Annotated in this window: 10 protein-coding genes; 6 read left to right on the top strand and 4 right to left on the bottom strand. The window is 67.1% G+C overall.

The window, feature by feature from the left end; translation table 11 throughout:
* The first annotated feature begins 317 nt into the window (after positions 1-317).
* On the top strand, positions 318-1382 hold the full coding sequence (locus H3H55_RS26465) for an asparaginase (protein WP_129517045.1): 1065 nt from the start codon (positions 318-320) through the stop codon (positions 1380-1382).
* An 89-nt stretch (positions 1383-1471) separates the two neighbouring features.
* Here H3H55_RS26465 and H3H55_RS26460 read toward each other — a convergent pair whose 3' ends face one another.
* Entirely contained in the window at positions 1472-2446 is a 975-nt protein-coding gene (locus H3H55_RS26460; RefSeq protein WP_193100856.1) for a LysR family transcriptional regulator, read from the bottom strand.
* Positions 2447-2587: 141 nt separating this feature from the next.
* Between H3H55_RS26460 and aspA the strand changes: the two genes are divergently transcribed.
* Together aspA and H3H55_RS26450 are read left to right on the top strand one after the other, a co-directional pair.
* Complete coding sequence (gene aspA, locus H3H55_RS26455) at positions 2588-3994, top strand: aspartate ammonia-lyase (RefSeq protein ID WP_048246333.1); 1407 nt, start codon at positions 2588-2590, stop codon at positions 3992-3994.
* Between the two features lie 112 nt (positions 3995-4106).
* Positions 4107-5609: an amino acid permease gene (locus H3H55_RS26450; RefSeq protein WP_193100855.1), complete on the top strand. Its 1503-nt coding sequence runs from the start codon at positions 4107-4109 to the stop codon at positions 5607-5609.
* Positions 5610-5660: 51 nt separating this feature from the next.
* On the opposite strand, the gene H3H55_RS26445 is transcribed toward H3H55_RS26450, so the two are convergent.
* The 3 genes from H3H55_RS26445 to H3H55_RS26435 all read right to left on the bottom strand — a co-directional run bounded on the left by H3H55_RS26445 (position 5661) and on the right by H3H55_RS26435 (position 8599).
* The gene (locus H3H55_RS26445) at positions 5661-6344 is read right to left on the bottom strand and encodes an alpha/beta hydrolase (protein ID WP_193100854.1); all 684 of its coding nucleotides are present in this window, start codon (positions 6342-6344) and stop codon (positions 5661-5663) included.
* Between the two features lie 170 nt (positions 6345-6514).
* A complete protein-coding gene (locus H3H55_RS26440; protein ID WP_193100853.1) occupies positions 6515-8002 on the bottom strand; it encodes an aldehyde dehydrogenase in 1488 nt (495 codons plus the stop codon).
* An 18-nt stretch (positions 8003-8020) separates the two neighbouring features.
* Entirely contained in the window at positions 8021-8599 is a 579-nt protein-coding gene (locus H3H55_RS26435) for a thioesterase family protein (protein ID WP_193100852.1), read from the bottom strand.
* Between the two features lie 262 nt (positions 8600-8861).
* Between H3H55_RS26435 and H3H55_RS26430 the strand changes: the two genes are divergently transcribed.
* The 3 genes from H3H55_RS26430 (at position 8862) to H3H55_RS26420 (ending at position 11979) form a co-directional block, all read left to right on the top strand.
* Positions 8862-9992 carry a porin gene (locus tag H3H55_RS26430; RefSeq protein WP_193100851.1) on the top strand — a complete coding sequence of 377 codons (1131 nt, stop codon included), beginning with the start codon at positions 8862-8864 and terminating at the stop codon, positions 9990-9992.
* A gap of 431 nt (positions 9993-10423) precedes the next feature.
* Positions 10424-10729, top strand: coding sequence for a non-heme iron oxygenase ferredoxin subunit (locus H3H55_RS26425; RefSeq protein ID WP_129517055.1), 306 nt, complete (start codon positions 10424-10426; stop codon positions 10727-10729).
* On the top strand, positions 10726-11979 hold the full coding sequence (locus H3H55_RS26420) for an NAD(P)/FAD-dependent oxidoreductase (RefSeq protein WP_226800375.1): 1254 nt from the start codon (positions 10726-10728) through the stop codon (positions 11977-11979). Before H3H55_RS26425 ends, H3H55_RS26420 begins: the two co-directional genes overlap by 4 nt.
* Positions 11980-11981 lie beyond the last annotated feature (2 nt).

Genomic DNA, 11981 nt, shown 5'->3' with positions numbered 1-11981 from the left:
AGCAACGGAAGGTTCGGTGATCGGGCGCGTTTTCTCGATGCGGGCAGTACTGGCCGGAACATCGGAGCACGTCCATGTAAATGCGTATGATTCGCGTTAGCGATCGCAATTGTACGAATTAGACCCAAATATGTAAACATTTGAATGGTTTTTGTACTAAATCAGTCAGGCTTTCGTGGGCGACGCGGCTGCCTTTGCGTCGCGTGCAACACCGCTTTCCATGGCTCGACCGGCGCGCGGCGGCGACGACTCGATACACTGCGGTACCGGTTGGAAGGGCCCCGGCAAGCAGGCCCCGAGCAAGGAGACAACACACGATGGACACCCAACGCGCAGCGGTCGTCACGTACCGCGGCAATGCGATCGAGAACACGCACGTCGCCCATGTGGCGGTGGTCGATGCCCGCGGCAGGTTGCTGGCCCGGTTCGGCGATCCGTTCCGGATGACGCTCGCGCGCTCGGCGGCCAAGCCGGCCCAGGCGCTGTCGGTGATCGAGACGGGCGCGCCCGAGCGCTTCGGCTTCGACGACGCGGACATCGCGCTGATGTGCGCGTCGCACAGCAGCGAGGACCGGCATATCGAACGCACGCGGGCGATGCTGGCCAAGGTGGCCGCGCACGAATCGGACTTGCGTTGCGGCGGCCATCCGCCGTTGTCCGACGCGGTGTACCGGTCGTGGATCAAGCGCGACTACACGCCGACCGGCGTGTGCAGCAACTGTTCGGGCAAGCACGTCGGGATGCTGGCCGGCGCGCAGGCGATCGGCGCCGCGATGGCCGACTACCATCTGCCCGACCATCCGATGCAGGTGCGCGTGAAGCATGTCGTGGCCGACGCGTGCGGGCTGCGCGACGACGAGGTCGACTGGGCGATCGACGGCTGTAACCTGCCGACGCCGGCTTTTTCACTGGATCGGCTGGCACGTCTCTATGCATCGCTGGCCGACGGCGCGGACGCGGTGGAAGCGGGCGGCGGTGCGATCACCGAGCGCGTTCGCGCGCTGGCACGCATTCATCGCGCGATGACGGCGCATCCCGAACTGGTTGCCGGCGACGGGCGCTATTGCACGGTGCTGATGAACGCGTTCGACGGGCAGGTCGTCGGCAAGCTCGGCGCGGATGCGTGCTACGGGATCGGCGTGCGTGCATCGGAACGCACGCGGCAGCTCGGCGCCGACGGCGCGCTCGGCCTGTCGGTGAAGATCGAGGACGGCAATCTCGACGTGCTCTACATGGTCGTCAGCGAAATCCTCGAGCGGCTGCAGATCGGTACGGCCGCGCAGCGCGCGCAACTGGCCGGCTTCCACCGGCCGCGGATGCTCAACACGAAGGGCGTCGAGTTCGGGCACGTCACGTTCCCGTTCGAACTGCAGCCGGCCTGAACGCGGTCGCCGCGCCGATGCCACCGGCCCGCGATCCGGGCGGCGTGCGTCGGTGCCCGCCTGCGTGCTGACCGATGCGGACGCGCGCGCTACGCGCGTTCGCCGCGAATCTTCGTCAGCTCCCGTTCCGACAGCTCGCCGATCTGCGCGAGGTGTTCCGCGAGAAAATCCTTCAGCACGCGCAGCTTCGCTGAGCTGCGCCGGTTCGCCAGATACGCGATGTAGATGAATTCGCCCGTCAGCCGGTTCTGCAGCCGGTAGCGCGGCAGCACGGCTTCGAGCCGGCCGCTCGCGAGCAGGTCGCGCACCAGCCAGATCTCGAACTCCGCGATGCCGAGCCCCGCGCAGGTCGCTTCGAGCAGCAGCTCCGAATGGTCGGTGACGAGATTGCCGGTCGGCAGCACGCTGTGCTGCGCGTCGCCGTTCACGAGATCCCAGCGCGGATCGCCTTCGGGATGCACGTAGCGCAGGCAGTTGTGATGCTTCAGGTCGTCCGGCGTCGACGGCCGCCCGCAGCGGTCGAGATAGCCGGGCGTCGCGCACAGGATGCTGTCGTTGCGCGACAGCCGGTGGACGACCAGGTTGTCCAGGTAGTTCTCGCCTTCGTGAATGTCGAGATCGAAGCCGCCGGCCACGAGGTCGTTGTGGTTGTCGGTGAGCCGCACGTCGAGCTGGATCGTCGGATAGCGCGCGAGAAACGGCGCGACCAGCGGCGCGAGGTGACGGCGGCCGAACGCGACCGGCGCGGTGAGCTTCAGCGGGCCGCTCGGCCGCGCATTCAGCTCCGCGACGACGCGCAGCGTATCGTCGAGATCGGCGATCAGCGTGACGGCGCGCTCCAGGTAGATGTGGCCGGCCTCGGTCAGCGTCACGCTGTGCGTGGAGCGGTGCAGCAGCGCGACGCCGAGCGATTCCTCGATCGCCGTCACCTTGCGCGCGACGGTCGACGTCGACACGTGCATCTCCTTCGCGACCGCCGAAAAACTCCCTGTTTCGACCACCCTGACGAACGCGCGCATCGCGCCCACGTGGTCGATGCCGGTTTCTCTCGCGCCTTTTTTCATTCGATTCTCGCTGTTGCGTCCCACGCAAAACCGCTTTCGATAATACATAAGCGAGCTTGTTTTTGCAAAGGCATAGAATGCGAACCCGTCGCGTCGGCAAGCGGCGCACGACAAGCGGCAAGAGACATTCAGGAGGGCACGATGGCAGAAAACGGGTTCCGCGTCGAAGCGGATCTTTTAGGTAAACGAAGCATTCCGGACGAGGTCTACTACGGCGTCCATACGCTGCGCGCGAAAGAGAATTTCGATATCTCGGGCCGTAGCATAGCGACGCTTCCGTACCTCGTGCTGGCGCTCGCGGCCGTGAAGGAAGCCGCGGCCGACGCCAACTGCGAGCTCGGGCTGCTGCCGCAGCCGTATCGCGATGCGATCGCCGCTGCGTGCGTCGAGATCCGCGAGGGCCGCCTGCACGACCAGTTCGTCGTCGACGTCATCCAGGGCGGGGCCGGCACGTCGACCAACATGAACGCGAACGAGGTGATCTGCAACCGTGCGCTCGAAATCATGGGGCACGCGCGCGGACAGTACGAATACCTGCACCCGAACGAGCACGTCAATCTCGCGCAGAGCACGAACGACGTCTATCCGACCGCGATCCGGATCGCGACGTGCTTCGCGGTCGAGCACCTGCTCGAAGCGATGGGGCGCCTGCGCGATGCGTTCGCTGAGAAGGCCGACGCGTTCGCGGGCCTGCTGAAGCTCGGCCGCACGCAGTTGCAGGACGCGGTGCCGATGACGCTCGGCCAGGAGTTCTCGACCTATGCGGTGATGCTGACCGAAGACATCGCGCGCCTGCAGGAAGCCGGCTGGCTGATTCGCGAGATCAACCTCGGCGCGACCGCGATCGGCACCGGGATCACCGCGCATCCGCAGTACGCGGAGAAGGCGCTGGCGGCACTGCGGCGCATCACCGGGCTCGACCTGAGCACCGCGCCGAACCTGATCGAGGCGACGCAGGATTGCGGCGCGTTCGTGCAGGTGTCGGGTGTGCTGAAGCGGATCGCCGTCAAGCTGTCGAAGATCTGCAACGACCTGCGGCTGCTGTCGAGCGGCCCGCGCGCGGGCTTCGGCGAGATCAACCTGCCGCCCATGCAGGCCGGCTCGTCGATCATGCCGGGCAAGGTGAACCCGGTGATCCCGGAAGTCGTCAACCAGGTCGCGTTCGAGGTGTTCGGCAACGACCTGACCGTGACCTTCGCCGCCGAGGCCGGACAGCTTCAGCTCAACGCGTTCGAACCGGTGATCGCCAGCGCGCTGTTCCGCAGCTTCAGCCATCTGACCGCGGCGTGCACGACGCTCGCGGAGCGGTGCGTGAGCGGGATCACCGCGAATCCCGAGCGGCTGCGCGAAACGATGGAGCGTTCGGTCGCGCTCGCGACCGCGCTGAACCCGTACATCGGCTACAAGAACGCGACGGTCGTCGCGGCCGAAGCGCACGCGAGCGGCAAGTCGGTCCGCGAGGTCGTGCTGGAGCGTCAGCTGATGACCGACGCGGAACTCGACGACGCGCTGCGGCCCGAAGCGCTGATCCGGCCGCGCGTGCTGTGACACCGGCCGCGTGGCGCCGGCGCCTGCCGCCGGCGGCCCGCGCGCGGCCGTTCCAATCGTTCCAGAAGCGCCCCCGCGCGGGGCGCGATACATCAATAAATGGAGACTCACAATGAAACACACCAGCGAGCGGCCGGTCGACCCGGCCGGCGGCGCGGATGCCCGTCATGCCGACCCCGATGCGATGTTCGCGTCGCACGAAGCCGGTTATGCGAAGCAGTTGAAGCCGCGGCACGTGCAGATGATCGCGATGGGCGGCGCGATCGGCACCGGCCTCTTTCTCGGTGCGGGCGGACGCCTGCAGAGCGCGGGGCCCGCGCTGGCGCTCGTGTATCTCGTCTGCGGCGTGTTCGCGTTCCTGATCATGCGCGCACTCGGCGAGCTCGTGATGCACCGGCCGACCAGCGGCAGCTTCGTGTCGTACGCGCGGGAGTTCATGGGCGAGCGCGCATCGTTCGTCGCGGGCTGGATGTACTACCTGAACTGGGCGACGACCGGCATCGTCGACATCACCGCGGTCGCGATCTACATGAAGTACTGGGCCGTGTTCACGGACGTGCCGCAATGGGTGTTCGCGCTCGGCGCGCTCGGGATCGTGTCGGTGATGAACATGATCGGCGTGAAGGTGTTCGGCGAGATGGAGTTCTGGTTCTCGCTCGTCAAGGTGGGGACGCTCGCGGTGTTTCTCGCGGTCGGTGCCGTGTTCCTCGCGAGCGGCCATCCGGTCGCCGGCCAGATGCCGGGGCTCCACCTGGTCGCGGATCACGGCGGGATCTTTCCGCACGGCATCCTGCCGGCCGTGCTGATCGTGCAGGGCGTCGTGTTCGCGTATGCGAGCATCGAACTCGTCGGCGTCGCGGCGGGCGAGACCGCCGATGCGCGCAAGGTGCTGCCGAAGGCCATCAACAGCGTGATGTGGCGCATTGCGCTGTTCTACGTCGGCTCGGTCGTGCTGTTGACGATGCTGCTGCCGTGGACCGCGTACAGCTCGCACGAAAGCCCGTTCGTGACGTTCTTCAGCAAGCTCGGCGTGCCGTACGTCGGCACCGTGATGAACGTCGTCGTGCTGACCGCCGCGCTGTCGAGCCTGAACTCCGGCCTCTATTCGACCGGGCGCGTGCTGCGTTCGCTCGCGATGGGCGGGTCGGCGCCGCGCTTCGTGTCGCGGATGAACGCACGCGGCGTGCCGTACGGCGGGATCCTGATCACGGTCGCGATCAATGCGATCGGCGTGCCGCTGAACTACATCGTGCCGGCCCAGGCGTTCGAAATCGTGCTGAACATGGCGTCGCTCGGGATCATCACGACCTGGGGCTTCATCGTGATGTGCCAGATCCTGTTCCGCCGCGCGGTCGATCGCGGCGAGCTGCAGGCCGTGTCGTTCCGGATGCCCGGCGCGCCGTTCACGTCGTGGCTCACGCTGGTGTTCCTCGTCGGCGTGCTGGTGCTGATGGCGTTCGACTATCCGGGCGGGACGTGGACCGTCGCGACGATTCCGGTCGTCGTGCTCGCGCTGGTGATCGGCTGGAAGCTGGCGAAGCGTGGCGTCGCGCGCGAGCGGGCGGTTGCTGCGCCCGTGGCGCGCACCGTCGCCGATTCGGCGCGGAACGCTTGACGAATCGCGCCGGTGAAGCCGGTCCGTTCGCGGGCCGGCTTCACGGTGCGCTCAGTTCAACCCGGCGCGTTCATCGACCCACCGGCCGAAATCGGCGGCCATTTCCTGGGTCAGTTCGTGCCCGGCTTCGTATAGCCGCGTGTCGTGCGCGACACCGAGCGCCGTGAGTTTCGCGTCGGTGGTGTCGGCCCAGGCGACGGGCAGCTTGTCGTCGAAGCGGCCGTGCACGATCAGCGCGTGAAGCGGGCGAAGCGCATCGCGCGGCGCGATCAGCGGATCGATTTCCGGCAGGATGCGGCCGCACAGCACGGCGAACGCGGTGACGTCGTCCGGCGACGTGAGGCCGACGCTCGCGCTCATGATGCCGCCCTGGCTGAAGCCGGCGATCACGGCCGGCAATGCGGAGCCTGCACCGTCCTGCGCACGGAATGCACGCAGCAGCGTGATCAGTTGCACACGGCTTGCGTCCGCGCGGGCCGCGTCGATTTCAGGGCCGTTCGGGCCGAAGCGCACCGGAAACCACGCGTACTGATCGGGCCCGAACGTGAGCGGGCCGCGCACGAACGCGATCTCGATGCGCGGGTCGATCGCATCGGCAATGTTCAGAAGGTTGGTTTCGTTGCCGCCGACGCCATGCAGCAGCAACAGGCGGGCGGTGGGGCGCCCGGTGGCCGGGCGCAGCCGGTACTGGAGGCCCGACTCGGGTTCGGTGGTCAGCGGCAGGACGTCGGTCATTGCGTGGGTCCGGAAAGAGGAGCGATGCGACAGTCTAGAGCGTGCGGACGGGGAGGTGAATCGCCGGGAGGCGATTGATTGTTTCCTGGTGGGAATGAATCGGGGAGCGCGTCGTTGTTCAACTCGAAGCGTGCGGTACGAAACGGGCGGCCGGTGCCGCCCGTTTCGTCTTACCGAAGCCGGATGATCGTCGACTTCAGCTCCGTGTATTTCTCCAGCGCGTGCAGTGAGTTGTCGCGCCCGTTGCCCGATTCCTTGAAACCGCCGAACGGGAAGTTCATGTCGTCGGTTTCCTCGTAGCCATTCACCCACACCGTGCCGGCCCGCAACCGGCGCGCGGTTTCGTGCGCGGTCGTCAGGTTTGCCGTCCATACCGATGCCGCGAGCCCGTAGCGCGTGTCGTTGGCGAGCGCGACGGCCGTATCGAGATCGTCGAATGCGGTGACCGCGAGCACGGGCCCGAAGATCTCCTCGCGCACGATCCGCGCATCGGCACGCGGGCAGTCGAACACGGTCGGCTCGACGTACTGGCCGCCGCTCGCGGTACGCGCGCGCTTGCCGCCCGCCAGCAGCGTCGCCTCGTCGCGGCCGACATCGACGTAGCCGAGCACGCGCTCGACCTGCGCCGCGTCGATCAGGCTGCCCATCCGCGTGTCGGGCGACAGCGGATCGCCGGGCGCGTAGTCGGGCGCGATCGCGAGTACGCGCGCAACCAGCGCGTCGCGGATCTCGCGATGGACCAGCAGCCGCGAGCCGGCCGTGCACATCTGCCCGGTGTTGTAGAACACCGCATGCGCGACGGTGCGTGCCGCGCGGTCGAGGTCGGGGCAGTCGGGCAGCACGATCTGCGGCGACTTGCCGCCGAGTTCGAGCCACACGCGCTTCAGGTTCGAATCGGCCGCGCAGCGCGCGACCTTGTGGCCGACCGCGGTCGAGCCGGTAAACGCGATGCAGTCCACGTCCGGATGGCGCGCGAGCGCTTCGCCCGCGTCGCCGAAGCCCGGCAGCACGTTGAGCACGCCGGCCGGCAGCCCGGCCTGCGCCGCGAGCGCGGCGAGCCGCAGCGCACTCAGCGGCGATTTCTCCGACGGTTTCAGCACGACGCTGTTGCCGGCCGCGAGCGCGGGCGCGCATTTCCACATCGCGATCATCGCGGGGAAATTCCACGGCACGACCGCGGCGACCACGCCGATCGGCTCGCGCGTGACGAGCCCGACGAGATGCGCATCGGCCGGCACGACTTCGCCGCCGGTCTTGTCGATCGCTTCCGCGAACCATTCGGCGCAATACGCGGTGGACGGAATGTCGACCGCAGTTGTATCGGCGATCGGCTTGCCGGTGTCGAGCGTTTCGAGCAGCGCGAGATCGTCCGCGTGCTCGCGGATCAGCGCGGCCCAGCGCAGCAGCACGCGCTTGCGTTCGCGCGGCGTCGCACCGCGCCATGCGCCGTGCTCGAACGCACGCCGCGCGGCCGCAACCGCGAGGTCGGCGTCGGCCTGCCGGCAATGCGCGACCTGGGCGAGCACACGGCCGTCGATCGGGCTCGTGCATGCGAAGGTCGCGCCATCGTGCGCGTCGCGGAACGCGCCATCCACGAAGGCGCGCGATTCGATTTCGAGTTGGCCGGCGCGCGTGCGCCAGGCGTCGTTCGTCTGCATGGAAGGCTCCGTCATGGTTCAGCGTGAAGCGGGGGCGGGGCGGCGGATCGCGATCGCACGGCCCGCATGAGGTTCGCGCGGCGCGCGCGCATGTTCGGCGTGAATCGCGTCGAGATGCCGGCGCATCGTGTCGGGAAACGGCGCGGAGCGCTTCGCGCGCATGTCGACGTGGGTCAGCAGTTGCTCGCCGGTCGCGAGCTGCGCGCCGGTCGTCGCGTGATGCATCGAATGGAACACGTGCAGGCGCCGGTCGTCCGCATCGAGCAGCCGCAACGTGAGCCGTAGCGGTTCGCCGAGCATCGCTTCACGCAGGTGGCGGATGTGGGTTTCCGACGAATAGATCGAGCAGCCGGCTTCGCGATAGTCGTCGTCGATGCCGAAGTAGCGGAAGAACGCGTCGCTGCTGTCGCCGAACACGAGCAGGTAGCACGATTCGCTCATGTGGCCGTTGTAGTCGACCCATTCGGGCTGCACGGTGCAGCGGTGCAGTTCGAGCGGCGTCGCGATCGGCGCGCCCGGGTCGTACGGGCGAGACTTCTGTCCTTCGTAGGCCGAGCGCAGGCGCGGCTCGGCGGCGGGGCTGAGGTGGGTCGTCATCCGGTGCACTCCGAGGTTCGGAACGGGCCCGCGCGTCGTCCGCGGGGCTGCCGGTCGATGTTATGACGGGTTGAACGTTTTTTCAATAAAGATATCGCCGATGCGTGTAAACACCGGTGCCGACCGGTGCCTCTATCGATTGAACATTCATTCAACTAAACCTATACTCGCCAGCGCCGCGATGCCGAAGCGAAGCAGGCGGGCGGTCTTTCACGAACAACGACAATCGATCCGCGTCGCGCGGAAACTGGAGACACCGGAAATGAAGAAACGCTTCCTGCTGGCCGGCTTGATGTCGGTGATGGCCCACGGTTATGCGCACGCGCAGAGCAGCGTCTCGCTGTACGGGATCATCGACGGCGGCATCACCTACGTGAACAATACGGGCGGCGCGCATGCGTATCTGTTCGACGACGGCGTGTCGTACGGCAACCGCGTCGGCCTGATGGGCACCGAGGATCTCGGCGGCGGCAACAAGGCCGTGTTCAAGCTCGAGAACGGCTTCCGGCTCGGCACGGGCAAGCTGAACCAGGGCGGCGCGATGTTCGGGCGCCAGGCTTACGTGGGGCTCGGCAACGACTGGGGCACGCTGACGTTCGGCAACCAGTACGACTTCGCGTTCGACTTCACGGCGGCGTTCAACGTCAGCGCGTTCGGCAGCGGCTACGGCGTGCACCTCGGCGATTTCGACCGCCAGAGCGGCGACCGGCTGCAGAACGCGGTGAAGTTCGTCAGCAACAGCTTCCACGGGCTCGTGGTCGGCGGCATGTATTCGTTCAGCAACGACGCGGGCAGTTTCCACGACGGCAGCGCGTGGAGCGTCGGTGCGACCTATACGCAAGGCAATTTCTCGGCGGGCGGCAACTATACGCGGCTCAATTCGCCGCGCGGGCTCGCGGCGCTCGACCCGTATGCGCAGATGGGCGTGACGACGATGCTCGGGCAGACGGTCGCGACGATCGATCCGGCGACGGGTGCCGTCACGGACCTGCACGACTCGACGCCGTTTGCGGTCAATTCGCAGTCGATCTTCGGGATCGGCGCATCGTACACGCTCGGCAAGCTGACGCTCAACGCGGACTTCAGCAACACGACGTTCAAGGGCTACGGGCAATCGTCGACGATGCGCGTGTACGAAGCGGGCGGTTTGTACCAGGCGACCGCGCCGCTGTCGCTCGTCGCGGGCTACCAGTACACGACGTTCGAAGGCCATCATTGGCACGAGGTCGCGCTCGGTACGCACTACGCGCTGTCGAAACGCACCGACGTATATGCGGCCGTCGACTGGATGCGCGCGTCGAACGGCGTCGACGCGGTGATCGGCTACAGCTTCGCGCCGTCGACGAGCCGCACGCAGGCCGCCGCACGCGTCGGCATGCGGCACAACTTCTGAACCGGTTTGCTTCATGGGCCGGCCATGGCCGGCCCTGCTGGTTTTCCTCGAGTCATCCTCGAACGGTGACGTCGAGGCCGCGTCGCGCGACACGCGTCGTTTGGGTGCCCGGGCCGTGTCTGCTGCCGGTGCGGGGGCCTGACGCCTGCATCGGTTTGTCCCGCGATCGGTATCGGGTAGTGCGTGCGCGAACCGCCGCGATGCGCTCGAATCTTCCATTCGCGTGTCCGCATGCTGGCAGTGTCGCAGGGCAGTTTCCCCCAAGGGCAACGGGCTCCCGACAAAGCCGGCAGTCATTCCGGTAGCTGCCGATCGGCGCGTGGCGGGGTCCCTGCCTACCCGCGGGTAAACGCTCATTTTCGTCTTCTTGACTTCGCTTGGCATGCTGGTAGTCTTATTTCGTCAGCATACTGATTAAATGAGGCAAGCAGATGAGCTACAGATTCGCGGCGAAGCTGGCCGATCTGGTCGAAGACGAGCCGCTCCCGGTGACGATTGGCGACGAGCGGATCGCGTTGTACCTGCTCGACGGAAACGTTCACGCGACGCACAACGTGTGCACGCATCAGTTCGCGCTGCTGAGCGACGGCTACATGGACGACGGCTGCATCGAATGTCCGCTGCACCAGGGGCGCTTCGACATCCGAACCGGCGCCGCACTGTGCGCGCCGGCGACGGCGCCGGTGCGCGTGTATGACGTCCGGCTCGACGGCGATTCGATCATGGTGGACCTATGAGCACGTCGATGGCCGGCGAACAGGCGGCGGCGCGGACGATCCTGATTGTCGGTGCTGGGCAGGCGGGCGGGCGGGCCGCCGAAGCGTTGCGCGCGCGGGGCTTCGGCGGCCGCATCGTGCTGGCAGGAAACGAACCCGAGCGGCCCTATGAGCGGCCGCCGTTGTCGAAGACGGTGCTGCTCGCCCGCGACGACGAGGATTGCTTCGCCGGCTGGGTGCATCAGGCATCGTTCTATGAGGCATCCCGCATCGAATGGCTCGGCGATTGTGTCGAGCGGATCGACATTGCGAATCGCCGCGCCGAGTTCCGGGACGGGCCGCCGATCCGCTTCGACCAATGCCTGTTGACGACAGGAGGCCGCGCTCGGCACTTGCCAGGCTTGCACGACGGCCCGCACACGTATTCGCTGCGGACGCTTGCGGATGCGATGCGCCTGCGAGAACGGCTCGCTCGCGCGAAATCGGTTGCCGTGATTGGCGGCGGGTTCCTCGGTCTCGAGTTTGCGGCGAGTGCGCGCTCGCGAGGTCTCGACGTGACGATCTTCGAATCGGCTCAGCGGTTGCTGGTGCGCTCGATGCCGGCGGCATTTGCCGAGCGGCTGCGCGAAAAGCATGAGTCCCACGGCGTGCAGTTCATCTTCGACGCAGGGGCATTGTGCGTCGACGACACCGGGCACGGCGTTCGGCTCGACACGGCACGCGGCAGCGCTGATTTCGATTTCTGCGTCGTCGCCATCGGGCAGACACCGAACGACGATCTCGCTCGCCTGTCGGGCATCGAGACCGACAACGGCATCCTGGTCGACGAATACTGCCGGACCTCTGCACCGGGCATTTATGCCGCGGGCGACTGCGCGAACTTTCCGTTCGGCGAGCCCGGGCGGCGACTGCGTCTCGAGTCCTGGCAGAACGCGCAGGAACAGGCGATCGTCGCGGCGTCGAACATGACGGGGGAGCGCCTGGCCTATCGACCCACGCCGTGGTTCTGGACCGATCAGTACGACTGGAACATCCAGATGCTCGGCATGCCGGACGGCACGATCGAGCGTTGGGTCGAACGTCCGTCGGCGGACGGGAAGGCGATGTTGATCGGGCTACGTGGCGACGCGATCGCATACGCGCTGGCGCTCAACCAGGGCGGCGAACTGCGCGCGCTGCGTGGGCTGGTCGAGCGCGGGACGCAGGTCGACCCGGTGGTGCTGGCGGACCCCGCGATCAAATTGCGGCAACTGGGCCAGCGGACGGCATAGAC

Source organism: Burkholderia sp. Z1, assembly GCF_014893795.1.
Taxonomy (GTDB): domain Bacteria; phylum Pseudomonadota; class Gammaproteobacteria; order Burkholderiales; family Burkholderiaceae; genus Burkholderia; species Burkholderia theae.
Note: the sequence above shows the minus strand (reverse complement) of the source record. Positions and strands in the feature narration are given on the sequence as shown.

Excerpts from the sequence above, each read along its gene's own strand:
- aspA (WP_048246333.1), top strand. The coding sequence starts at position 2,588 with ATGGCAGAAAACGGGTTCCGCGTCGAAGCGGATCTTTTAGGTAAACGA.
- H3H55_RS26440 (WP_193100853.1), bottom strand. The coding sequence starts at position 8,002 with ATGCAGACGAACGACGCCTGGCGCACGCGCGCCGGCCAACTCGAAATC.
- H3H55_RS26430 (WP_193100851.1), top strand. The coding sequence starts at position 8,862 with ATGAAGAAACGCTTCCTGCTGGCCGGCTTGATGTCGGTGATGGCCCAC.
- H3H55_RS26465 (WP_129517045.1), top strand. The coding sequence starts at position 318 with ATGGACACCCAACGCGCAGCGGTCGTCACGTACCGCGGCAATGCGATC.
- H3H55_RS26445 (WP_193100854.1), bottom strand. The coding sequence starts at position 6,344 with ATGACCGACGTCCTGCCGCTGACCACCGAACCCGAGTCGGGCCTCCAG.
- H3H55_RS26435 (WP_193100852.1), bottom strand. The coding sequence starts at position 8,599 with ATGACGACCCACCTCAGCCCCGCCGCCGAGCCGCGCCTGCGCTCGGCC.
- H3H55_RS26460 (WP_193100856.1), bottom strand. The coding sequence starts at position 2,446 with ATGAAAAAAGGCGCGAGAGAAACCGGCATCGACCACGTGGGCGCGATG.
- H3H55_RS26450 (WP_193100855.1), top strand. The coding sequence starts at position 4,107 with ATGAAACACACCAGCGAGCGGCCGGTCGACCCGGCCGGCGGCGCGGAT.
- H3H55_RS26425 (WP_129517055.1), top strand. The coding sequence starts at position 10,424 with ATGAGCTACAGATTCGCGGCGAAGCTGGCCGATCTGGTCGAAGACGAG.
- H3H55_RS26420 (WP_226800375.1), top strand. The coding sequence starts at position 10,726 with ATGAGCACGTCGATGGCCGGCGAACAGGCGGCGGCGCGGACGATCCTG.